A 23,591-nucleotide genomic window follows, 5' to 3' on the forward strand; every position below is an offset into this window, starting at 1 on the left:
AAGCGAAGCTGCAAGGCCAAGGATCAACGAGGGAGGCGCGGAGCGCAGCCCCGTTTATTCTACAGTCGGCAAAGCCGACGCTTTTGGAGATCATCCCGGCCGTTCCGAAGGAGCGGCTCCAAGGGCGCAATTATACGTCGCTGAGGCGACGTCTTGTGTTGCAAGCTCGAACCGCCCGCCGATCCCGACGAACAGTTTTGCAATCGGGAGTATTCGTCGCATGGCCATCGCTCACTTCTCCGTCAGCATCGTCAGCCGCGGCGACGGCCGCAGTGCCGTGCTGTCGGCGGCATATCGCCACTGCGCCAGGATGGAGTTCGACCGCGAGGCCCGCACCGTCGACTACACGCGGAAGGAAGGGCTCCTGCACGAAGAGTTCCTGCTCCCGGGGGACGCGCCGCAATGGCTGCGCAGCCTGATCGCGGATCGCTCGATCGCCGGCTCATCCGAAGCCTTCTGGAACACGGTCGAGGCCTTCGAAAAACGCGCCGATGCGCAGCTCGCCAAGGACCTCACCATTGCCCTGCCGCTGGAGTTGTCGGCCCAGCAGAATATCGCGCTCGTGCGCGATTTCGTGGAGCGGCGCATTCTGTCAAAGGGGATGGTCGCCGATTGGGTCTATCACGACAATCCCGGCAATCCGCACGTCCACCTGATGACGACATTGCGGCCGCTGACCGAGGCCGGTTTCGGCGCTAAGAAGGTCGTGGTGCTGGGCGAGGAAGGACAGCCCCTCCGGACGAAAGGCGGGAAGATCGTCTACGAGCTATGGGCCGGCGGAGGCGACGACTTCAACGCTTTTCGCGATGCCTGGTTCGAGCGGCTGAATCATCATCTGGCCCTCAACGGCATCGACCTTCGCGTCGATGGGCGATCCTACGAGAAGCAGGGCATCGATCTCGTTCCGACCGTCCACGTCGGCGTCGGCGCCAAGGCGATCGAGCGCAAAGCTCAGGTGGAAGGCCGCAAGCCGGAGCTAGAGCGCATCGAACTCAAGCAGGAGCGGCGCGAGGAGAACGCCCGACGTATTCAGCAGAATCCGGCGCTCGTTCTGGATCTCATCACGCGCGAGAAGAGCGTCTTCGACGAGCGCGACGTGGCAGGTGTGCTTCACCGCTATATCGACGATCCCGGCCTGTTCCGGAACCTCATGGCGCGCGTTCTCCAAGACCTGGAAATCCTGCGTCTGGAGCGCGAACGCCTCTCGTTTGCTACCGGCGTCCGGGAGCCAGCGAAATACACAACGCGCGAGCTGATCCGGTTGGAAGCTCAAATGGCAAGCCGTGCGACCTGGCTCTCGCGGCGCTCCTCGCATGGTGTCTCAAAGCGCATCCTCGAGCAGACATTTGCGCGACACGATGGGCTGTCGCAGGAGCAGCGTAGCGCGATCGAGCATATCGCCGGTGGCCCACGGATCGCCGCTGTCGTTGGCCGCGCCGGCGCGGGCAAGACAACCATGATGAAGGCGGCGCGCGAGGCGTGGGAAGCGGCCGGCTATCGTATCGTCGGCGCAGCGCTCGCTGGCAAGGCCGCCGAGGGATTGGAGAAGGAAGCGGGCATCGCCTCACACACGCTTTCGTCATGGGAACTACGTTGGAAACAACAGGGTGATCGCCTCGACGAGAAAACCGTCTTCCTTCTGGATGAGGCCGGCATGGTGTCGTCGCGGCAGATGGCTACGTTCGTCGAAGCCGTTACCAGCGCCGGCGCCAAGCTGGTGCTGGTTGGCGACCCCGATCAGCTTCAGCCGATCGAAGCGGGCGCGGCGTTCCGGGCGATTGCCGATCGGATAGGCTATGCCGAACTTGGAACGATCTTCCGCCAACGCGAAGCCTGGATGCGCACTGCATCGGGGGATCTTGCACGCGGTGATGTCGGCACGGCTCTCGCCGCATACGACAATGCCGGCATGGTGCGCACCGCGTGGAGCAGGGGCGAGGCCATCGGCTCGCTGATCGAGGACTGGAACAGCGAATACGATCCGGCCAGGACCTCGCTCATCCTCGCTCACCGGCGACGTGATGTGCGCACTCTCAACGAACTGGCGCGCGAGAAGCTGGTCGAGCGCGGCATCGTCGGTGAGGGTTTTGCCTTCCGGACGGAAGACGGCGTCCGCCAGTTCGCGGCCGGCGAAAGGGTCGTGTTCCTGAAGAACGAGGGATCGCTCGGCGTCAAAAACGGCATGCTGGCGACCGTGGTCGAGGCAGCGCCTGGCCGGATCGTCGCCGCAATCGGGGAGGGCGATGATCGCCGTCAGGTCGTCATCGAACAGCGCTTCTATGCCAATGTGGATCACGGCTATGCCACGACGGTCCACAAGTCCCAGGGCGCCACTGTCGATGACGTCAAGGTGCTCGCCTCCGGCACCATGGACCGGCACCTCACCTATGTCGCGCTCACGCGTCATCGTGATGCCGCGCGGCTCTATGTCGGCCTCGACGAGTTCGCCAATCGCGGCGGCTTGCTTGTCGATCACGGCGCAACACCCTTCGAGCACAACCCCGAGAACCAGGAGAGCTACTTCGTCACGCTCGAGACTGCCGAGGGGAAGCAGGACACGATCTGGGGTGTCGACCTCAAGCGCGCGATTGCCGAGGCGGCCCCACGGATTGGCGACCGTATCGGTCTGGACCATCAGGGCTCCCAGACGGTCCACCTACCCGACGGAAACAAAGTCAAGCGCCATTTGTGGAAGGTCGTCGACATCAGGGAGCTTGCGCTCTCCAGGATGACGGAGCGTCTGTCGCGTGACGGGTCCAAGGAAACGACGCTGGACTATGAGCGGGCACCGTCCTATCGCGCCGCTCTGCGCTTCGCCGAAACGCGTGGCCTCAATCTCATGAACGTCGCTCGGACCATCGTGCGTGACCGTCTCGAATGGACGGTCCGGCAGAGGCAGCGCCTTGCCGATCTCGGCTCAAAGCTGTTGGCGATCGGCGCACGGCTTGGTCTCGTTTCCGGCCCGCGGACAGAATCCCAATCCAACAGCATGAAGGAGGCGAGGCCGATGTTGCCGGCGTCACGATCCATCCGAAATCCCTCGAACAGGCTGCCGAGGACAAGCTCGCCTCCGATCCTGCGTTGAACAAGCGATGGGAGGACGTCTCCACCCGCTTCCGGCTGGTCTTCGCGGATCCCGAAACCGCCTTCCGAGCCGTCGATGTCGAAGCCATGGTGAAGGACAGCGCCGCCGCGAAATCCACGCTGGCGACGATCGGAAACAGGCCAGAGGGCTTCGGTGCGCTCAAGGGCAAGACCGGCATTTTTGCCACCCGCGCCGACAAGGAGGACAGGGAAACGGCGACAGTAAATGCGCCGGCGCTCGCTCGCGATCTCGCTCGCTACCTCGAAATGCGAGAGGCCGCCGTACAGCGCCTTAAGACGGAGGAGAGGGCGCTCAGGCATCGTATCTCGATCGACATCCCGGCGCTGTCGCCGGCCGCCTGTGCGGTGCTCGAGCGAGTCCGCGATGCGATCGACAGAAACGATCTGCCCGCCGCCCTCGGGCACGCGCTCGCGGATCGCGAGGCGAAGCAGGAGATTGATGGTTTCAACAAGGCCGTCGCCGAACGGTTCGGCGAACGGACGCTGTTGAGCAACGCCGCGCGCGAGCCATCTGGGAGACTCTTTGAGTCGCTCGCCAAGGGTCTGCAACTACAGGAGAGGGAACACCTGAAGGAGGCCTGGCCGGTAATGCGGGCCGCGCAGCAGCTCGCCGCCCAGGTGCGCACGGTCGCAACGCTGAAGCAGGCTGAAGACATGAAGCTTTCGCAGCGCCAAACTCCGGTCATGAAGCAATGACCAGGTCTCGCGCCATCGCGCTAATCGGCGTTCCGGCCGCCCTTGTACTCATCGGGTCCGCGATCGCATTGACCGGCGGGTATCGGCTCAACCTGACGCCGAGCGAACCGCTGGGACTCTGGCGGATCGAGACGCTTGATCGCGATGTCGCGGTCGGCGATCTGGTATTAATCTGTCCGCCGGCGGCCGTGTCGTTCCTTCAGGCACGCGAGCGCGGGTATCTGCGCCGAGGTCTCTGTGCCGGCGGCTTCGCGCCACTGATCAAAACGGTCACGGCGCTTGCAGGCCAGCGCATCGACGTCGGTGAAAATGTCGCCATAGACGGCAGGTCTATCCCTTCATCCCGCATCCGCACTACCGATGGCGATGGCAGGGCGATCGAGTCCTTTCCCGGCGGCATCGTGCCGGCCGGATTTCTGTTTCTCCACTCTTCCTATGCGAGTTCCTATGATTCCCGATATTTTGGCCCGATCCCAGAGTCTGGCCTTCTCGGCATTGCGCGGCCAGTCCTTACCTTCGATCCCCGCAAGGCTCCGCTCGCTGCTCCTGGTCGCCGTCGCGATCGTTGTCGGCACGGTCGGATGGAGCGGCTATGTGCTCGCCCTTCCCATCGCCATCGTTTTTCCGGCGCTTTGGGCGCTGACGCCCTCGCGTGTGGTCGCAGGCATGGTGTCGGCTGGATATTTCCTCGCCGCCTCGCGCGGCCTGCCACAAGGGGTGGCGAACTTCTACGCAGCCGATTTCTGGCCCGGCCTTCTGCTCTGGATAGCCGCGTCGCTTGCCTTCGTCGCTGTGCATACGATGCTCTGGGCAGGGCCACCGGAAATGGGCCGCCCGGGAAGGAGGGCGCTGCGATATCTGGCGGCGATGGTGCTGATGGGGCTGCCGCCCTTCGGCATAACCGGCTGGGCGCACCCGCTTATGGCGGCCGGCGTGCTATTCCCGGGGTGGGGATGGTGGGGGCTCGCAGCGACTGCCGCCGGCCTCGCAATGATGACATCGCGATTTTGGCCGGCTGCAGTTCTCACCTTGGCAGGCTTTTGGCTCTGGTCCGCCGCAACGTGGACGCAACCCGATCTACCGCAGGGATGGAAAAGCGTCGACCTCAAATACGGAGCGAGCCTCGGTCGTGACGGTTCGCTCGATCATCACCGTGATCTGATCGCCACAGTTCGAGCGCTGGCTGGTGACGGAACGCGCTTCGTGGTGCTCCCCGAAAGCGCGCTCGGCTTCTGGACGCCGACTGTCGCGCGCCTCTGGCAGCAGGGCTTGCACGGGCTTGACGTCACCATTGTCGCCGGCGCGGCTGTCATTGACGAGCGCGGCTACGACAATGTCATGGTCGCGATCTCCGCCGACGAGGCCCGTGTCCTCTATCGCGAGCGCTTGCCGGTTCCGGTTTCCATGTGGCAGCCCTGGCGCGCTTGGTTTGGGCGAGACGGCGGAGCCCGCGCCGATCTCTTTGCGAACCCGGTGGTCGACCTCTCCGAAAGGAGGATCGCACCGCTTATCTGCTACGAGCAACTCATTGTCTGGCCTGCCCTCCAGTCGATGCTGCATTCGCCCGAGATCGTCGTCGCGACCGGCAATGGATGGTGGACCGCCGGCACCTCAATCGTCGCCATCCAGCGAGCCAGCGCGATCGCCTGGGCGAAACTCTTCGCCGTACCGATCGTCACAGCTTTCAACATATAGGTACAGGAGGAGCCGGGGTGGTCGATGCCGCCCTCATCCAGCACATACCTTGTTCGATTGGTTCACTGTTATTCTTCGGGACGTCCTAACGCGCTTATTTCTTGTAGATGGCGGCGACCGAGCGTTCGAGCGCAAAGGCGAACCCCGCATCGGGATGCCCTTTGACAAGCGCTGCCTTCAGCTCATCGGCGGATTTGCTCGCTAGCAAGGCCTTTTCCCAGCTGTCGAGATAGGCTCTCGTATAGGTGAATATGGAATTGTCCGACCGGCTTTCCGGCTTTCGATGTCCAGGAATGACCGTTTTTGCGCCGATCGCCTCCAGCCTTCTGGTGCTCTCGCGCCACTTGCCGATCTGGTCGGGAGTTGTGTTTTCCTCCAGCCAGAGATGCGTATCGGTGTACCCGACATCCGCTGCTATGAGGGTGTTCAGGGAAGGTATGTGAACCGGTGTGACGAATTCCGTGTCGCCATGCATCGGGTCCAGAATTTCGATGCGTTCGCCCTCCAGGAGCAGATGGTCCCGGGTCAAGACGTCGGGCACGATGAGCTTGTCCGTGAAGACGCCCGGCGGCGCGTGTTCGTTCAACGCCTTGAGGGTCGGAGCGGATGCCTTGTTGATCATCGCAAGGACCTTCGGATGGGTCAGAGGCTTCGCTTCCGGGAAACGCTCCAACAGCACTGACAGGCCAAGCAAATGGTCTGGATGGTAGTGGGTGACCAGGATTGTCTCGATCTTCCTTGCTGTCGCCTGGATGACGTCGGCGAGTGCTTTGGCATTCGCGACCGTAAACTGGGCGTCGATGACGACGGCGGATTTCTCGCCGACAATTACCGTGCTGTCGACCATCACGCCGGCTTCATCAGCTGTGAACACCTTGGCCTCGGAGGCAGCGGCGAGGGAAAGCCTGCTTGCCATCGCCGTCGCGGCGCTGGCTGCACCGAGCGCCAGAAAATTTCGTCTGTCGAGAACGAACATGGATAGATCTCCGCGTTTCTGGCGGCGTTGCTCCGCGCGCCAGGCAGGGTTTCGATGAGTTGTTTTGCCTCGAGTAAAAGTTCGGAGCTGCGCGTCGGAGGGCCAACCGTGGCGCGGCCGGACATCAGCCCTGCCGTGGGCGCTGCCGGCCTGTGAAATCAAGCCGCCATTCTGGCCACCAGCGGGGAGACGGCCTCAAGAGCACTGTTCATGGAGTTGGCGCGAGCATCGTCGCCGCGCGACATGTTCTCCGCCCGGATGAAATCGAGGTCCTTGATGCCGATGAAGCCAAAAGCCGTTCTGAGATAGCTCTCCTGGAAATCCATAGTGGCCAGCGGGCCGGAAAGATAAGAACCTCCGCGCGTCGAAACGATGAGCACCTTCTTGCCGGCGGCAAGACCGATCGGACCATTCTCGGTGTACCTGAAAGTCTTGCCGGGCTGGATGACGCGATCGAGCCACGCCTTGAGCTGGCTGGCCACCGAGAAATTGTACATCGGAGCGCCGACGACAATGATATCGCTTGCCATCAACTCTCCGACAAGCGCGTCGGACCGGGCGTGTTCACGGCGTGTCGCCTCATCCGATACGTCGAATGCGAGCGGGCGAAACCCTGCTCCGATCGGCCCGTCCAGATGGGGGACCGCCTCTTCCACCAGATCGTGATAGGTCACCGCAGCGCCGGGATGCTGATCGAGCAGGTTCGCCACCACAGCTTTCGTTAGCGTTCGAGAAGCGGACCCCGCGCCCTGGATGCTCGAGTCGAGATGAAGAATGTGCATGGCGTTTGGCTCCGTTGAAGTGTGTGAACCATGCTTATGCCAACGCGCTAGCGTTGCACTAGAAGGGTAAATGGCACAGATTGTTCTACTAGTGAGACAATCCAAGGCCGGAGATTTCCATGGATGACCTGAACGAGCTGACGATGTTTGCTTCCGTCGCGCGTCACGGCAGCTTTTCGTCGGCGGCCCTCGCTCTCGGAATTCCCAAGTCGCGCGTCAGCCGGCGTATAGCAGCCCTGGAGGCCCGTCTCGGCGTTCGGCTGCTGCAGCGGTCGACCCGCTCGGTCAATCTCACCTCCGTGGGGCAGGAATTCCTGAAGCATTGCAATGAAATGATCGATGCCGCCCGCCTGGCCTTCGAGATCGCCGAGCAGGCGGGTGAGGCGCCGGCGGGCCGCCTGCGGGTAAGTTGCCCGGTTGGGCTTGCTCACGTTTTTGTCGCGCCCGTACTTTGGAAATTCATGCGGGCTCACCCGGCCGTGCGACTGGACCTCGATCTGACCAACCGGCGGGTCGACCTTATCGCGGAAGGCTATGACATCGCATTGCGAGTCCGCTCGACCATCGATGATTCTCAGTTGATGATCAGGCGGCTGGGGATCAGTGAGCAGTGGCTCGTGGCGGGTCCTGAATTCGCCTCATCCCACGGTCCTTTCGATGCGCCCCGGTCCTTGCACCTGCAAAAAGGACTTGGTCCGGCTGGGGTGAGGGGTGAACGGAATCTGTGGCATCTGATGGCGCCGGACGGCCAGGCCACCGACATCGAATATGTCCCGGCACTCGCCACCGATGATATCCATATGCTCGGCCAGGCGGCTCTCGCGGGAATGGGCATTGCTCAATTGCCACGCAACCTCTGCGGAGAAGCCGTCCGCAAAGGCCGACTGGTCAGGCTGTTGCCGGACCACACTTTGCCCCCGCATCAGTTGCACGCCGTATTTCCTTCACGGCGCGGGCTTGTGCCGGCCGTTCGCGCCTTTCTCGATTTCCTGGGCCACGAATTGCCGCAGCTGACCGCCAAAATCGAGGACGGCTACGCTACCGGTTCCAGAGACGGTGGTTTGCTGACATTGTGAGGTTAATTCAGCTGCGCGTCCGTGTTGATTAGATCGACCGACCGTGGTCCCATCGTGAAAACGTGCTGCAAATCCATCGGTATTTCTCTCGAGCGCGCCAAATGTCCTCGCACCAGCCACTGGCGACGGCGCGTCCAGGTTCGTAATTGGGCCGCGGCTGAACTGTCTGACAGGGCGATTAGGTTGCTATCTCAAACATAGGCTCGATTTTGAGCATCCCCGCGGCAGGTTTGACTGTCAGCAGATGGAATTGGCCGGAATGGAGGACACCGTCGCCGACGTTTCCCTGGGTGTTCAGACCAACATCGCCGGGTGCGCTGGCTTCCGGAGCGATTTTGTCACTCCGGCATGGAAGCGACGGCAAAATGTACGCGGCAAGCCGGCCCTTCGACCCGCCCGGCTGATTGCGTACCCGAGGGAACCGATGAACATCCCCGGTCTAACAACGCCTGATCACGACATCCACCACGCCGTGCCTAATCTTGCGGCTCTCTTCCCATATATGCCTGCGCCATGGCCGCAGGTGCTCGTCCAACGCAGCATGATAGACCTCGAAACCTTCAACTATCCGGCGAACTCGCCGCTTTTCGGCGCGACCGGCGTGGCGTCCGGCCGAGGGCAAGCCCGGCGCAAGATGGCGCAGGCCCAGGCGCTCGACGCCTTCGTTGACGTGACCGAGCGCCTGCGTTCGACGTCATATGTGCATTTGCACTACCGAGTGGGGAGACCGTCGTCGCCGAACGCCGCGAGGATCAGCCGCGCTTCGGCCAGACGTGTGCTTCCAGCCGACCCGCGTGCGGGTGTTCGATGGAGAAGGAAGCCGCATTCGCTGACGCCTCACCCCTATTACGCATAGGAAGTTCGCGAGGCAAAGTGCGGCTTCCGGTCTGAACCATCGCGAAAGCTGTCCGTTCGCCGCCCCGAAGCAGGCACCCACATCAGTTTCGGCAAACGAGGCTTCTACGGCGGTACCAAGGCGTCGAAGTCCCTAGCGCCTCACGGGAGCCGTGGTTTCCCTGACGATCAGCCGGATTGCCAGTTCGCGTCGCCTCAAATGCAGTCGCTGCGACGGCGATGCCAGGATGTAGTCCGCAGCGATGCGGCCCATGTCTCGCGCCGGCACCTCGAGCGTGGTCAATTCCGGCGAGGTGAGTTCCGCGATTTCCAGATTGTCGAATCCAACAATCGAAACTTCTCCGGGGACCGCGATCCCGGCGACGTGACAGTATTTGATGGCGCCCGCCGCCAGGATATCGCTGCCGCAAAACACCGCTGTCGGTCTTTTGCCTTCTTCCATCAGCCGCTGCATGCACCGCCGTCCATCATCCAGCCTGTAGGCTCCTTCGACAACCGGAACCCTTGCACGATCGATGCCGAACCGCTCGAGTTCATTCAGGAAGCCGTCGCGACGGCCTGCTGCACGATCATTGTCTTGGGTGATGCCGGCGATCATCCCGAATCGGGAGTGGCCGAGGTCCAGCAAGTAGCGCGCTGCCGTGCGCCCAGCCTTCTCGTTGTCGAACCCTACCGCCGCGCCCGACTCGGGGGCCCTCGAGGTGTACGTATAGACATAGTCGATACGTTTCTGCTCAAGCATTGCGAGCGTTGCCGGCAGGTGCGTGGACCCTACCAGCACTACCGACTCGACGCCGCGCTCGACCAGCAGGCGAGCCTGCTCATACTCGAGGTTGATATCGTAGCCCGAGGTGTTGATGATCAACGAAACGTCTTTTTCGGACAGCCGGGCCTGAAGCGCGTCGACCATTGTGGCGTAGATCGTGTGGTCCAAGGTCGGAATGATGGCGCCAACCAGTCTTGTTCGCGTGGACCGCAGCGCCCTGGCCGAGCCATTGGGTACATAGCCAAGCTCCCGGGTGGCTCGCACCACGCGATCGCGGACGACCTCATTGACCTTTGGATTGCCATTCAGGACGCGCGAAACAGTGGCCGGCGAGCAGTTCGCAAGCCGGGCCACGTCAACAAGTTTGGCGCCGCCGTCTTCGATATCCATTGAGTATGGCCAGGCGCGCTTTTCGAGAAACCGTTTTCTAGATCGCATAGTTTCTTTCAGGCCACCACATAGCTCGGACCTCGTTCAAGAGCTTTCTCATTTCCTAGAAAACGTTTACATTTGCATCGGTGTACATCGCTATATCAGATGGAGAGAGAGAAATGCAGCTCGATGCCGTGACTGTGCTTGGCATGGGCAATATGGGGTGCGCTCTCATCCGGGCTCTAACAAAGGGCGGTCATCGGGTAACGGCCTGGAATCGGAGCGATCGCTCGCAGCAGGCCGCGAAACTCGGTATTGCGCTGGCGAAGAATACCGTCACCGCCATCGTGGCCTCGGAAGTGATCATCGCTTGCCTCTCGAGCTACGAGGCAACGCACCAAGTGCTTGAATCAGAGGAAGCACGACGAGCATTGGAGGGCAAGACACTCATCCAGCTGTCGACCGGGCTTCCCGAGCAAGCGATGGCGTTGGCGCAGTGGGCGGCTGAAAATCGAGTGCCGTATTTGGACGGGAAGATCGCTGTCGTGCCCGAATCGATCGGTCTTGAATCAGCAGTGATATTCTGGGCGGGAAAAAAGACTGTCTTTCGGCGCCACGTCGCTACTTTGCGCAGCCTAGCCGGCAATCCCGTTTATGTGGGTGCGGATGTTCAGCATCCAAGGGCGACTTCGCCTTCCTGTGCTATTTTTTTCTATCCACCATCGGAATCCTTTATGGGACTGCGTTTTGGCAGGCAAGCGGGCTGGATCAGAAGCAATACCTTTCTCTGATACCGAACTTTGCGGCCGACATTTTAGGTCGCCTGCCATCATTCAGGAGGGCGCTGAGCTCGGGCGATTTCACTTCAGAGATACAGTCAACTCTCAAGGTGGATCTCAACGGCGCGAAGCTGCTGGCGATGTCGGCTCAAAGGCTCGGTCTGTTGTGGGATCCCGCTAACTTCATGGTTGATTGCTTCCGGCGGGGAGTCGATAGCGGACTCGCTGAGAAGGACACCGCTGCTTTGGCCACGGTTTTTCGAGGCAGCTGATTGTTCGTAAATCACCCCCCCAGGAATTTTCGCAGCACGTTGGTTGTCAGCTTCGCAATGTCGTTGTCGTAGTTGTTGGTACCCAGACTACCCGCCCAACAAATCGACCCCGTCGAGAACACCTTTCCGCCGCCTGGGTGATCGACAAGAACCACGTCGGCGCGCACATGCGGGTTTTTGGAACCTTGCTGGTTCGGCGCGACTTCGGTGACGCTGTCGAGGCTGGGGAAGAACAGATCGTTATGCCTGGACGACATCAACACGACCGTGCTGTCGGGCGTCCCGCGCGCTGGATCTGCATGATCAAGCTCATCGCCGGCTGCGCCACCCAACAAATAGCCGTGCTCGCCCAGCGTTTCGCTAGCAATGTCCTCGAAAACCCACGCCACGGCTTCGGCATAGCTTTCAGGCGTGCGTGTGAAGCCCGAGGCGGGTCCCCATCCGGCGGCCGCCATGCCAACCCCAAGGAAAGGATTTTGGTCACGGCCGCGGTGCCTGTAGGCGCCCCCCATCTCGCCGGTCGAACTGTGATAGAGCTCAGCCGCATGGGAGGTCCAGTTACGCTGCGCCGCATAGCCCCGCCGCACCTCGATGGCTGTGCGGAGCTTGTTGACGTAACTTGTGGCCCAGAAAAATCCGTTGGCGCCGAGATACATCAGCTTGCCGCCGCCCTTGACGTAATTTTCGAAAGCGTCGAATTCGGCTGCAGTGGGGTATTCCGGATGACTCCCGGTGAGGACCACGTCATAGCTGTCGAGCAGGTCCTTGCCCAGGCTGTCGACGTCCTCATCGGTCGCCACATCGAATTCGACGCCGATGCTGTCCAGCCAACCTGTGATGAAGAAGTCCCCGGAGAAATGTCTTGGACCCCCGGCCAGCCAGTTGATGTAGTTCGGCTGCATGTTGGTCAGGGGGCGCAACCGCGAAGCATAGATCACCCCGCTATCGTCCGAATGCCGATCGTACAGCGATCTGCCGAGTGAAGGCATCTGCTGAAGAATGGTTTCCGCCTTGTCCAGCACGATCGGAAAACTCATCATCTTTTGATGGGCGATTCCGCGCTCGCCCTCCCAAAGATGCTCGTTGCCATAGGCCAGATAAGTGTTCGTGGGAGCGACGAATAGGACCCGTTTCCTGACCGCGGCCGGGCGAACGTAGAAGGGAATGTAGTAGGTGGTTTCACCCTGGTTCAGGCGAACGGCATATATCCCGCTTTCGGCGGGAGCTTCGACCTCGAAGTCCGTTCTCCATTGCGCGTCATCCAGATCGTCATCGTGCAGATGCAATGCATTCCACTGCGGCGGGTCGTCGGTCCAGCGGATGGTTTTCTTGTCCCATGCAGGACCGAGAACCGCTCGAGCCGGCCGGTTGAGTAGCCGTCCGTGCCGCCCGGCCCCAGAGACGTCCACCGCGATGTCACTGTCCATTTGCCTGGAGAAGTCCCATTGCAGGATAGGCAGCTTCGGCGAAGCTCCGAATACATTGACCTCGGATACGCATCCGTTGAAGCAGTCCGTCGCGCGACCGTCTTCGGCATGCGCCGCGCCGACACGAAAACGTGCGGCGGATCCTTCCGCTACGATGACCGGTGTGGACCAGCGGTGTGCGCCGGTCTGTTCCTCCGCGGTCAGGCGCAGTTCCGCTTCGCCGGGGTCGTAGACAGCCTTCAAGAACACCCAACGCCCCTTCGGCAGCGGATCGGGTGAGGACACTGTCGTGACCGCGCCGTTCGACGACCGAAGATACATCGCCGGCCGGCCGGCCCGATCGAGTTCAAGCATCATGCGAGTGACAGAGCTATCGTCCGATAGGCTGAACAGTGTCTGGCAAAGACGACCTGGGGCGGTCGGTTTCACGCACAGACTGACCCCGACCCCCTTGGCGAAATCGACCCTCGGCAAGGCAACATCGATGAACGATCCCGGATGAAGTGCCTGCACCCGGCCGGTGTGCTGACCATTGCTCTTGGATGACAACGATTCTTCGGCAACCGAGAGACCGGCGGCGCCTTCTTTCATGCCTCGCAGGCGCACCAGTTGCGATCTGTAGATGCCCGCAGCGCTGACTTTGATATCGACATGGTCGCCAGCATCGACGGAAAGCTTATCGGCATAGCCGATCAACATCTTGATCTTCTCCCAACTTGGTTACGGCAGTCGGACGGCCAAGTCTTACCGCGACGACGAAGATCCGCTCCGGGCAATGAGCGCGTCCGCTATGACCGCGGCTACGAGCACGCCGCCCTGAACGAGCAAGCGCAATTGCGTGCTGGCGTTGATCAGGAACATTCCGTTGGCGATCGAGCCGATGACGAGGGCGCCAAGAATAGCTGCCCAGACGCTGCCGCGACCGCCAAAAAGGCTCGTCCCGCCGATGACCGCCGCCGCGATTGCCTCCAGCAAGAGACTTTGGTCAGCCGATGCCGGGGAGACGCCCAGCACCCGGGCCGCAGCCACGACTCCGCCGAGCGCCGTCAACATGCCGAGAATTGAAAAGGCCGCCATCTTCATCCAGTTCACAGGGATGCCGGCGCGGCGTGCCGCCTCGCGATTGCCGCCGATGGCGTACAGCCAAATGCCGAACGGAGTTTGGGTTGTGGCGTAGGACAAGATTGCGATCAGACCCGCAAGCACGGCAACGGTCAGAGGCACGCCTCGGTAAGCATTGAAAATGGCGACAACCGCCAGACTGGCAAAAATGATGGCGACGCCAATGGCCATGGAGCGCATCAAATTCGATGGCAAACCGTAGGCCACTCTTTGGCGGTGATCGTTCAATCGCATGGCAAGGCCTATCAGCCCGACGGCCGCGGGCAAGGCATAGCTGACGGTCGTTGGCAGACGATAAGCGGCCAGGAACTGCAAATCGGTCCCGGCGAGAGGAACAAGGCCGCTTTCCGCCGGAAGCAAAATCAGCAAGACACCTTGCAGCATGAGCGAGAAGCCGAGTGTGACGATGAAGGCCGGTGCGCCGCTATAGACGATCATCGAACCCTGCAGCAAACCGTAGAGGCCGCCGACGGTAATCGCGATGATCAGCGCGATCGACAGGCTGACGTCCATGTTGACGACGAGCACGCCGACAATGCCGGCGCACACGGCGGCGAGACCGGCAACCGAAAGATCGATCTCGGCAACGACCAGTACGAGGACAAGGCCGAGCGCCACGATGCTTGTGGTCGCGATCTGATCGGCAAGGTTGGTCAGGTTGCGCGCTGAGAGAAACACTGGGGATTGCGAGGCAAAGATCGCCCAGATGAAAGCCAGCGACAGCAGGACCGGTACGACACGCCATTTTGTCGATAGCGCCTCAAGCAGGTTCTGCCTGAAACTGATTTTCGCAGGCGCCGTTGTGACAGAAACTTGTTGTCTCGTGGTGTTCATAGCCTGCATCCCTTCAATGGTCTGTGCCGGTTATGGCTGCGACCAGGCTGCTCCTCGTCCATTCCGCGACTGGCCGCTCGGCGGCTTTGCGCCCCAGGCGCAGGACCACGATCCTGTCTGCAATGTCCAACACATCACCCAGGTCGTGAGAGACGAGGATCACGCCCAGACCCTGCTCGCGAAGGCGCGCGATGAGTGCCATGACCTCCGCCCGTTGCGCCACGCCAAGCGCGGCGGTTGGCTCGTCGAGCAGAATCACTCGCGGTTTCGACAGAACCGCGCGCGCGATGGCCACAGACTGGCGCTGGCCGCCAGAAAGCCGTCCCACGGAGACACTGTAGTCCCTGATCTTCACGTTGAGACTGGACAGGGCCGCATGGGCTCGAGATTCCATCAGCGGTCGCGAGAGCTTTGCACCCCGAAGCAGCCCTGAATGCATTTCCCTTCCCAGGAAAAGGTTTTGAACGGTATCAAGATTGTCGCAAAGCGCGAGGTCCTGATAGACCGTCTGAATGCCCAGCTCCGCCGCATCCTGCGGCTTCCTCAGCGATACCTCTTGGCCGTTGAACAGAATCCTGCCCTCGTCGGCGGAAACGATCCCGCTGATGATCTTGACGAGGGTCGACTTTCCGGCGCCGTTATCTCCGGCCAGCGCCACGACCTCTCCCTCCCGGACGTCGAAATCGACGCCCGAAAGGGCGGTGATGCCGCCGTAGTGCTTCCCAATTCCCGCCAGGGACAGGATTGGAGCGTCGTCGTTCATGGCGACCATCTTGTTGTTACCGCTGCTCTGCATCAGCCGCGACAGAAGGCGGAGTCGGCGGCCACGCCTTTGGCGCAGATCTGCTCCTTGGTATAAAGACCGGTGTCGACCACCGATTTCTGAATGTTGTCCTTGGTGATGACGCTATTTGGCGCGTCCACCTCGGGAATGCCTCCCTTGTAGCCGTTGTCGAACGTGGTTGCGACGAGATCAGCCGGTATCTTGTCGCCCTTCATCGCGTGCACGGCCAACTGGACGGCCAGCTTGTTCATCGCGACATAGTCCACAGTCATGTCCATCTCCTGCAGGCCGGCAGCAACGCGCTGCACTCCGGCAAGAGTGGCGTCGTACCCGCCAAACAGCTTGATCCCCTTGAGCCCGGCGGCTTCCACCGCAGCCAGCGCCGCACCGCCGGTGTCGTCATTCATCGAGAAGATCGCATCGACCCCATTGTGGGTCTTGGTCAGGCACTGATCCATTGCAGTCTGAGCATTGGCTGGGAGCCAAAGCAGCGCATCCGCCTGACAAACGACTTCCAATTTGCCGGCCTTGATCAGCGGATCCAGATATTCGCCGATGCCCTTCACCTGGTCGCCGTAGAAGGGAAACTTGGGGTCGCCGTAGATCTTCGCCAGCCGGACAGGCTTGCCGGTCTTGGCGTTCATCTCCTCGATTACCTTGGCTGCCGCCTGCGCCTGCTTCTGGCCGATTTCAACGAACGGGGCGGTGAGGTAAGCGTAGGCAGGCCCGCCGGTGCAAGCGTGAATGGTGCAAATAAGCGGGATCCCGGCTTGCTCGGCAAGGGCCAAGGTGCCCGCGGTCTGCATTGGATCGACGGCAACCATGACGATTGCTTTGGCATCGTTGGCGATAGCGGCCTGAACCTGCGAGGTCTGTTGCTGCACGTTGTTTTCGGAGTTGAGAATCTCGACTGACATGTTCGGCACCAGTTCCTTGGCGGCCTTCAAGAAGGCCGGCTTGTCGAACTGCTCGAAGCGGACTGTCGTGAAGTCCGGCAGGATAAAGTAGATCTTGCCGGTGAGATCTTCTGCGGCGGCGGGAGGCGTAAGTGCCATGCATGCCGCGAACCCGCACATCAGCGCTGGCATGCGAATTTTCCCAACGAATTTCCTAAGCATTACGAGATCCTTCCATTTTCGCTGTTCTCTCTCTGGTCCGCCGCATCATCTGAGTTTCGGAACATCACAGGGCTTGGAGCATGGCTTCGGCCGTGCTCCGTCATTTTGGGAGATTGCTATTTTGAAAGTTCCGGCCTCCGCCCGTGGACGCGCTCCCATCGCCTTACGCATCGATATCAGCCGTTTCTGCGACGGTCTTCGGTGGATGCGTGTAAACGTTTTCAAAATGGCGCGCTGGAGCGACGGTGTCAAGCGCAAAGAGGTTGGAGTGTTTCAGGCCATGTAAGCTTCGTCCGCGAGAACACATACCGGTCGGCGAACAACCATCGCACGTGTGCTGCAGTGCTGATTGGCGTATCAGTGTGCGACGTCCGACGGATCAGCGGGCTCGCGTACCAACCGTCCATCCGATCACGGCTTGCGCAATAACGTCCGCAACGTCGGCATGGCTCGCATCGTTGATGAGATCGTGATGGGTATTGGCGAACAGGTGATGCCTTGCGCCTGGAATTCGTGACGCCCAGCGCCGCGCGAGATCAGGAGGGCAAAACATGTCCTTGTCCCCGCTGATCAAGAGCGCGGGAAGGCTGAGTTCAAGCAATCCGCCCTGTATCTGTTCACAGACCGGCGCCGAGAGGACGCTTCTTAGATGGACGAAGGCCATCGTTGCATCGAACTTGAATGGGTCGAATTCCAGTTCGTCTAGATAGAAGGGGTCAAGCGACATCACGCCTTGCTCAGCCTGGCGCTCTTGCTCTTGGCTGATCCCCTCGACAGGCATGCCGCCGAGCACCACCCCACGGAAGGGGCCAGCGCCGGCAATGACCACCGCAGCTGCCGTCATCGCGCCCATCGAATGTCCTACCAGGGCCATTGGAAGCCCGGGGTCTTCCCGCTGCGCTATCCCTGTCAGGCGCTCGGCATTCGTTCTCAGATAGGCCATGGAGCCGGGATTGCCCCGCTCGCCATCCGAGAGCCCGTGTCCGATTGCATCAAGCGCCCAGACGCCGATTCCCTGTGCATTCAAGGAGTTCGCGAAACGATGGTAGAGACCGCTATGTTCGCCATATCCATGCAGAAAGACGATCTGCGCAGTGGGCTTCAGCGGAGCCCAGTGGCGGTAGTAGACCTGTCCGGAAGCGCCCTCAAACCTTGGCATCGACCACCTGTGGCGGGTTACTTCGTTTTCGGGGCAAGCCCGTTGAGGATCATGTCCATAGGAATGTCTGCGCTTGGATAGCCGCCGACAAGGATCACATTGGCATGCACGCGATAGTCGCCCGTCTGGACAAACAGCTTGCACCGATCGCGCAGGTCGTAATAATCCGGGATGTAAGGCACTTCGTAGATGTGTTTGTTATCGAAGAGCCTGGACAGCATGGCGAAGCCATCAGGATTTGCGCCGCGCATGTCCTTGGTGACGATGCAGGCCTCGATGTCGCCGACGTCGCAGATCACGGGAACGAGATCGTCGATCGACGGCACGCCGGTAACAACTTCCAGGTCGAGGATCTCCACATCAGGCGCCAACGAACGCAGCGCCTTGGCTGACGTGCCACTGCCGGCATCGGCAATGAATATCAACTCGCCATGGCGCAGGTCGGCCAGCGCCGCTGCCAACCTTTGGTTCAGTATTCTCGGCCTCAGAAGCTTCGTGGTCATCGTGCGTTCTCGCGAGTTCGATCGTCGTCGGCGATTGAAATCGTTTACACAAAAATTCGGTTTTGTCGATATCCTTCGCAGGAACTCTTATAACTTGGCAGGCGGAAGTCTGGGGGCATGGCCGGCTTGACCCAAGTGGCGGGAGGACGTCTTTCCATGCGCGATTGCGATCTGATCGATCTTACGTGCAAGATGCCGTCGATTCTGGCGATCTTGCCGGCTCAACGCTATGACATGGTCACGGTGTGTCGCATCGCCCGCAACTCTGATGGATTGTCATGAGAACTGCAAAGAATGAAGATCTCACCGAACCAGGCGGCCACGGCGGCCAATGGCAGGCCGTCTATGAGGGGCTTCAAAAGGGCATTATCTCCGGAAAGTATCGTTCCGGCGTGCGGCTCATCGAAGACGACATTATTGAAGCCACCGGGGCAACCCGCCATGCAGTCCGCAAGGCATTCGACGAACTTGTTCGCCTCGGCCTCGCCGTCCGCTACCCGCATCGCGGCGTGCAGGTGCGGAGCTTCAGAGAATCCGAGATCTGGCAAATCTACGAAGTCCGTGAGTGCCTCGAGCTGAAGGCAATAAGCTACTATACCGAGCCGGCGGCAAAGGAGCTCGTGCGAAAATTGAAGGCCATTGTCTCGGATCACGAGAGGGCGATCGCGAACAACGATCTTGCTGAAATGTATCTGCAGAACAATCTTTTGCACGAGGCTATATATCAACGGTGCGAGAACGAGTTCCTACTCGACGCCATTAAACATCATTCGCTTCTCTCGCACCTGATTCATACTAATTCGGTGCAAAGCAAAGATTTGCGCTCCAAAGGCGCCAAGGATCACTTGACTATGATTCAAGCGATAGAGAAGGGCGACCAGAAAACCCTGGCTCGAACGCTTCGAAACCATATCCGGACCTTCCGGGACTATTACCTTCAGCATCTGACCTCTTAAAGCGCGTCGCGCTGAAACGAATCCGGGCGACGCGCTTCAGGTCCTCATGTCGCTCGCCAAGAGCGGCCGCGCAATTCTAGGCGCCGCGCCATAGGAGCATCCCGGCTGCCGGCCTTGGCTTGTCGGTTGACATTATCGATAAAACAGGCGGATAATATTATCGATGAAAAGGGGGAACACGAAATGCAATACGGCGCGGACAACCGCATCATCAACGGCACGATCGCGGCGGCTCTGGCCACGCTCCGCCATGGTGAGGTGATCTTCATTGCCGACGCGGGCGGCGTCATCGCTTCATCCGTGCAGGTGCCGATCGTGGACCTTGGAATTGCCCCAGGTCTGGTCTCGATCGAGCAGCTGCTGCCGCTGCTGCGCGACAATGGTGACATCGAGCGGGCTGTCGTTGCCGAGCCGATGGAAGCGCAGAGTCCCCAGAAATACAAATTCGTCGTCGACACTTTCGGGAAGGAGCGGGTCACTACCGTTCCATACCGGCCGTCGATGTATGCGATCCGCAACGCCAGCAAGTTGATCATCCGCACAGGAGATTACAGCGTCCACGGCAATATCGCCCTGGTCGGGGGCTATGCCAGCGCCGACGTCAAGTTCATTCGGAACACGGAAGTCGGGGACATCAGGATACTGCCGGACTGACATGACACACGGCCGATGTTCTCGAGCGTCGGCTCTCCAGTCGAGTGAACCGTTCTGGTCAAAAAGGGCCGTTCAGATGCCGTTCTTCGAAACCGCGCATGGGAAAAGCTACTACCGGTGCTGGGATGCGCGGAAGGCGGTCGGGGGTGTCGTGTTTCTCCATGGTTTTGGCGAGCAAAGCGGGCACTACCATCGCCTTGCGGGCGCCTTCAGCGCCAGTGGCCTCGCCATGTGGGCACTTGATCAGCAAGGACACGGCCTTTCCTATGGCGAACGTGGCGCGGTGGCGTCGATGGATCCCCTCGTCGACAATGCCGAGCGTCTGATCTCGATCGCCGCCAGCGAAGCTCCCGGCCTGCCGCTGGTTCTCGTCGGCCATTCTCTCGGCGGCATTGCCGCTGCGCTGTTGATCGCTCGTGGCGAGCGTCGGTGCCTGGGGCTGGCCGTCACGGGCACGTTGATCCAGCCGGAGACCGTTGCCATACCCGCGCCGCCGGAAGTCACCCGCGACCCATTCTATCTAGACATGCTGGCGACCGATCCATTCGCCTTCAGCGTAACGCCAGAAAGCACGGCGGCGAGGCGGGCGGCCATGCACAAGGCGCGCGGGGAGCTGGCCGCGGCTCTCCCCAAGGTCGACCTTCCCGTGCTGCTGATCAATGGCGACCAGGATGTGATTGCCCCCGCCAGGTATGCCCGTGCGGTCCGCTCGCAACTCAAGAACGCCACGGTGCTCATCGTGAAAGACGGCTTCCACGACATCATCAACGACGTGCCCCACTTCGCCGTCGAGAGGCGCCTCGTCGCCTTCGCGAGGGCGGCGATCAACGGCAGAGGGCGGTAGAAGGAAAGGCCTCTTTCAAGGTTGGTAAGGCGCGGCTTGCAAGCCGCCAGAAAAAAGGGAGCAGCAAATGGGTGGATTTCGAAACGAACTGCATTCGCTCGCCGTCTTGGTCGCAGGCTTGATAGGGATAGCGATGTCGGCCGGAACCGCGCAGGCCACAGATACCGTGACCATCGCGACATCGATCGAAACACTCGACGCTTTCGTGCCTCAGTTCGGCTCGCAGGTCGGCATCTTTGCCAAGCATGACCTCGACATCAACTACGTCAAGGGCGCCAACGGGTCAGCCATGGTAGCCGCGGTGGTTGGAGGCTCGGCCGACATCACGCATGTCGGCGCGGCCCTGATCTTTCCGGCCATCCAAAAGGGTGCGACGCTGACGGTCCTGTTGGGCAACTACGACATCGACTACACCTTCATCGCGCACAAGGACGCCGGAGTCGACGTCAAGAAGGGATATCCGGCTTTCCTGAACGATCTCAAGGGCAAGCTGATCGGCGTCGCCGGTCGCGGGGGCGCAACCGAGCTCTACGTGCGCAAGATGTTCACGGACGCGGGCATGAATCCCGACAAGGACATCACCTTCATCGCGATCGGCACGGGCTATGGCGCGGCGGGCGCCTTCACCAACCGCCAGGTCGATGCGATGGCCAGCATTCCGCCGAGCTCGACGTTGATCGGTCCGGACAATCTCGATGTGCTGGTCGATCTCAATGCCACGCGCAACAAGGTGTTCGATCCCGAGTATCTCTTCACGGTTTTCACCGCCAATTCGGATTTCGTCAAAAACCGCCCGCAGGTTGCCCAGAATTTCTGCAAGGCGGTCATCGAGACGATCAACTACATGAAAGACCCTGCGAACGAACAGAAACTGGTCGATTTCACCGCAAAGACGCTCAAGCTCGATGCGGGCAAGGCCAAGGCGTTGATCGACGTCTACAAATCGGGCTTCAATGCCAAGCTCACCAAGGAGCGCTGGGAAGGCATGAAGAAATATGCCGTTTTTGTTCCAGACTGGACGATGAACGCGTATGAGCCCTGCGCGAACCTGACTTCGGGCTGAGGTGGCCGAGTTGGTCGCCGCGGCAGGTTCATCGGGCTTAAAAGGGAAGGCCGGTCGGCCTTCCCACCGGAATGTCGCGCGGCTCAAGCGACTTGCTGGACAAATCGGGGTCGGAATAGCCTTTCTGGCGTTGTGGCAACTCGTCTACATGTCCGGCGTCGTCAAGCCGCTGATTTCGCGAAGTCCCGGGCAGGTGTTCTGGTTTTTCGTCCAGATCGCCACCGATGGCACGCTTCTGCCAGCGCTCTATTCCACGGTCGAGGCGACAGTGGTCGCTTTCGTGCTGGCCTCATTCGTTGGAGTAGTCATCGGCATCGGCCTTGGTCTGTTTCCCAAAGTTGAGGAACTGCTGGACCCCTATATCAGTGCGTTCAACGCGATGCCGCGGATCGCCTTCGCGCCGGTATTCATACTGCTTTTCGGCGTCAGCCAGGCAGCCAAGATCGCGCTTGCCTTCAGCGTCGTGGTTTTCATCCTGATGGTCAACGCGCGCGCCGGCATTCGCACCGTCGACCGCGATATCAGGCTGATGGTGACCGTCATGAATATTTCCAAGCGGGATATGTTCATGAAGATCCTGCTGCCCAGCGCCGTGCCCTCCATTTTCGCCGGACTGCGCCTTGGCATCATCTATTCGCTTCTCGGCGTCGTGACCTCCGAGATATTGGCGTCGCGGGTAGGGCTCGGCCAACTCATTGCGGGATATGCCGGTACTTTTCAGCTCGAAGGGGTCTACGCCGTCTGCATCGTGCTGGCCGTGATCGCTTCCTTGCTCAATGCCGGCATGGCTCTGCTCGAACGCTATCTGCTCGGTGCGCGAGCGCTCTAACCCGCGAGGACCAAGGACGATGGCACCAAGCATATCGCCTGCCGCGGGAACCGATGGTGTCGCCGCCAGGATTTCCGACGTCGTGATGGAGTTCCAGACCACGTCGGGACCAGTGCGCGGTCTGGATGATGTGTCGTTGGAACTGCGAGAGGGAGAGTTCCTGGTTCTCGTCGGACGTAGCGGTTCCGGCAAGACCACTGCGCTCAATGTCCTAGCCGGGCTCCACACTGCAACGATCGGCGAAGTGAGCGTGCTTGCCCAACCGCCCGTCGCCGCGCGTCCACAGCTCGGCTACATGTTCGCGCGCGATGCTTTGCTGCCATGGCGAACTGCACTCAAGAATGTAGAGTTCGGGCTGGAAGTGCGCGGTTTCGCAAAAAGCGAAAGACGGGCCTTGGCCCGAGACTATCTGGACCTCGTCAGTTTGAAGCGCTTTGCCGATAATTATCCAAGTCAGCTCTCCCAGGGCCAGCGGCAGCGTGTGGCGCTCGCTCGCACCTGGGCGCCTTCGCCGAAGATACTGTTGATGGACGAGCCTTTTTCGGCGCTCGACGCACAGACGCGTGAATCGCTTCACGAGGAGTTCGTGCGCATGTGGGCCGCTGACAAGAAGAGCGTTGTCTTCGTCACCCACGATCTGAACGAGGCGATCACCTTGGCCGACCGGATCCTTGTTTTCAAAGACGGCAAGATCGCCAAGGAATTCTCGATCCCTTTCGCTCGACCTCGGGACCTCGTCGATATCACCGCGGACCGGACGGCACGCGACATCTATCATGAGATCAGGCAACTGCTTTATCAGCATTAGCCGGCCGATAGCCGTCCCCGGGGTGGGGGGCGTGCACTGGTCAGCAGCTAACCCGGTGGATGCGTGGCTATGTAAACGTTTACGCCATTGGCGGATTGTGTCAATGCGAACTCTCT

At 60.7% G+C, this 23,591-nt stretch carries 20 protein-coding genes and 2 pseudogenes; 13 read left to right on the plus strand and 9 right to left on the minus strand.

Going from position 1 to position 23,591, the window contains the following annotated elements; genetic code table 11:
• Window positions 1-220 precede the first annotated feature (220 nt).
• The 3 genes and pseudogenes from traA to EN852_RS13500 all read left to right on the plus strand — a co-directional run bounded on the left by traA (window position 221) and on the right by EN852_RS13500 (window position 5,496).
• Window positions 221-3,801 (plus strand): annotated as a pseudogene (traA, locus tag EN852_RS13485) (Ti-type conjugative transfer relaxase TraA).
• Window positions 3,798-4,325: pseudogene (gene traF, locus EN852_RS13495) on the plus strand (conjugative transfer signal peptidase TraF); the annotation flags it as partial. The pseudogenes traA and traF, both read left to right, overlap by 4 nt.
• Window positions 4,264-5,496 (plus strand): conjugal transfer protein TraB, encoded by a 1,233-nt coding sequence (locus EN852_RS13500; RefSeq protein ID WP_246694276.1) that lies wholly within the window; start codon window positions 4,264-4,266, stop codon window positions 5,494-5,496. The pseudogene traF and the gene EN852_RS13500, both read left to right, overlap by 62 nt.
• Before the next feature lie 94 nt (window positions 5,497-5,590).
• Here EN852_RS13500 and EN852_RS13505 read toward each other — a convergent pair whose 3' ends face one another.
• Both EN852_RS13505 and EN852_RS13510 read right to left on the minus strand, forming a co-directional pair.
• Complete coding sequence (locus tag EN852_RS13505; RefSeq protein WP_246694277.1) at window positions 5,591-6,634, minus strand: MBL fold metallo-hydrolase; 1,044 nt, start codon at window positions 6,632-6,634, stop codon at window positions 5,591-5,593.
• Window positions 6,631-7,254: an FMN-dependent NADH-azoreductase gene (locus EN852_RS13510; RefSeq protein WP_127875810.1), complete on the minus strand. Its 624-nt coding sequence runs from the start codon at window positions 7,252-7,254 to the stop codon at window positions 6,631-6,633. The genes EN852_RS13505 and EN852_RS13510 overlap by 4 nt, the downstream gene beginning before the upstream one ends.
• 119 nt (window positions 7,255-7,373) lie before the next feature.
• Between EN852_RS13510 and EN852_RS13515 the strand changes: the two genes are divergently transcribed.
• Both EN852_RS13515 and EN852_RS13520 read left to right on the plus strand, forming a co-directional pair.
• Window positions 7,374-8,330: a LysR family transcriptional regulator gene (locus EN852_RS13515; RefSeq protein ID WP_127875809.1), complete on the plus strand. Its 957-nt coding sequence runs from the start codon at window positions 7,374-7,376 to the stop codon at window positions 8,328-8,330.
• Window positions 8,331-8,589: 259 nt separating this feature from the next.
• A complete protein-coding gene (locus EN852_RS13520; RefSeq protein ID WP_127875808.1) occupies window positions 8,590-9,186 on the plus strand; it encodes a hypothetical protein in 597 nt (198 codons plus the stop codon).
• A gap of 132 nt (window positions 9,187-9,318) precedes the next feature.
• Here EN852_RS13520 and EN852_RS13525 read toward each other — a convergent pair whose 3' ends face one another.
• A complete protein-coding gene (locus EN852_RS13525) occupies window positions 9,319-10,341 on the minus strand; it encodes a LacI family DNA-binding transcriptional regulator (protein ID WP_127875807.1) in 1,023 nt (340 codons plus the stop codon).
• Window positions 10,342-10,502: 161 nt separating this feature from the next.
• Between EN852_RS13525 and EN852_RS13530 the strand changes: the two genes are divergently transcribed.
• The gene (locus EN852_RS13530) at window positions 10,503-11,114 is read left to right on the plus strand and encodes an NAD(P)-binding domain-containing protein (RefSeq protein ID WP_127875806.1); all 612 of its coding nucleotides are present in this window, start codon (window positions 10,503-10,505) and stop codon (window positions 11,112-11,114) included.
• Window positions 11,115-11,385: 271 nt separating this feature from the next.
• On the opposite strand, the gene EN852_RS13535 is transcribed toward EN852_RS13530, so the two are convergent.
• From EN852_RS13535 to EN852_RS13560, 6 genes are all read right to left on the minus strand, one after another.
• Window positions 11,386-13,500 carry a N,N-dimethylformamidase beta subunit family domain-containing protein gene (locus EN852_RS13535; protein ID WP_127875805.1) on the minus strand — a complete coding sequence of 705 codons (2,115 nt, stop codon included), beginning with the start codon at window positions 13,498-13,500 and terminating at the stop codon, window positions 11,386-11,388.
• A 45-nt stretch (window positions 13,501-13,545) separates the two neighbouring features.
• Window positions 13,546-14,757: an ABC transporter permease gene (locus EN852_RS13540; RefSeq protein WP_210238240.1), complete on the minus strand. Its 1,212-nt coding sequence runs from the start codon at window positions 14,755-14,757 to the stop codon at window positions 13,546-13,548.
• 13 nt (window positions 14,758-14,770) lie between these two features.
• On the minus strand, window positions 14,771-15,520 hold the full coding sequence (locus EN852_RS13545; protein WP_210201955.1) for an ATP-binding cassette domain-containing protein: 750 nt from the start codon (window positions 15,518-15,520) through the stop codon (window positions 14,771-14,773).
• A 32-nt stretch (window positions 15,521-15,552) separates the two neighbouring features.
• Window positions 15,553-16,629 carry a substrate-binding domain-containing protein gene (locus EN852_RS13550; RefSeq protein WP_189401925.1) on the minus strand — a complete coding sequence of 359 codons (1,077 nt, stop codon included), beginning with the start codon at window positions 16,627-16,629 and terminating at the stop codon, window positions 15,553-15,555.
• Between the two features lie 409 nt (window positions 16,630-17,038).
• Window positions 17,039-17,818: an alpha/beta hydrolase gene (locus EN852_RS13555; protein ID WP_127875803.1), complete on the minus strand. Its 780-nt coding sequence runs from the start codon at window positions 17,816-17,818 to the stop codon at window positions 17,039-17,041.
• A gap of 17 nt (window positions 17,819-17,835) precedes the next feature.
• Window positions 17,836-18,321, minus strand: a complete 486-nt coding sequence (locus EN852_RS13560) for an RbsD/FucU domain-containing protein (RefSeq protein WP_281407785.1) — start codon at window positions 18,319-18,321, stop codon at window positions 17,836-17,838.
• A gap of 117 nt (window positions 18,322-18,438) precedes the next feature.
• On the opposite strand from EN852_RS13560, the gene EN852_RS40845 reads away from it, so the two are divergent.
• The 7 genes from EN852_RS40845 (at window position 18,439) to EN852_RS13590 (ending at window position 23,475) form a co-directional block, all read left to right on the plus strand.
• Window positions 18,439-18,603: a hypothetical protein gene (locus tag EN852_RS40845; RefSeq protein ID WP_189401924.1), complete on the plus strand. Its 165-nt coding sequence runs from the start codon at window positions 18,439-18,441 to the stop codon at window positions 18,601-18,603.
• Window positions 18,600-19,277, plus strand: a complete 678-nt coding sequence (locus tag EN852_RS13565; protein ID WP_127404872.1) for a GntR family transcriptional regulator — start codon at window positions 18,600-18,602, stop codon at window positions 19,275-19,277. The genes EN852_RS40845 and EN852_RS13565 overlap by 4 nt, the downstream gene beginning before the upstream one ends.
• Before the next feature lie 126 nt (window positions 19,278-19,403).
• The gene (locus tag EN852_RS13570; protein WP_127875802.1) at window positions 19,404-19,931 is read left to right on the plus strand and encodes an RbsD/FucU domain-containing protein; all 528 of its coding nucleotides are present in this window, start codon (window positions 19,404-19,406) and stop codon (window positions 19,929-19,931) included.
• Window positions 19,932-20,007: 76 nt separating this feature from the next.
• Window positions 20,008-20,775, plus strand: a complete 768-nt coding sequence (locus tag EN852_RS13575) for an alpha/beta hydrolase (RefSeq protein ID WP_189545904.1) — start codon at window positions 20,008-20,010, stop codon at window positions 20,773-20,775.
• A gap of 67 nt (window positions 20,776-20,842) precedes the next feature.
• The gene (locus EN852_RS13580) at window positions 20,843-21,838 is read left to right on the plus strand and encodes an ABC transporter substrate-binding protein (RefSeq protein ID WP_127875800.1); all 996 of its coding nucleotides are present in this window, start codon (window positions 20,843-20,845) and stop codon (window positions 21,836-21,838) included.
• 148 nt (window positions 21,839-21,986) lie between these two features.
• Entirely contained in the window at window positions 21,987-22,667 is a 681-nt protein-coding gene (locus EN852_RS13585; protein WP_127228126.1) for an ABC transporter permease, read from the plus strand.
• An 85-nt stretch (window positions 22,668-22,752) separates the two neighbouring features.
• On the plus strand, window positions 22,753-23,475 hold the full coding sequence (locus EN852_RS13590) for an ABC transporter ATP-binding protein (RefSeq protein WP_246694291.1): 723 nt from the start codon (window positions 22,753-22,755) through the stop codon (window positions 23,473-23,475).
• Window positions 23,476-23,591: the final 116 nt, after the last annotated feature.

The sequence above is a fragment of the Mesorhizobium sp. M2E.F.Ca.ET.209.01.1.1 genome, from assembly GCF_004010375.2.
Classification (GTDB): domain Bacteria; phylum Pseudomonadota; class Alphaproteobacteria; order Rhizobiales; family Rhizobiaceae; genus Mesorhizobium.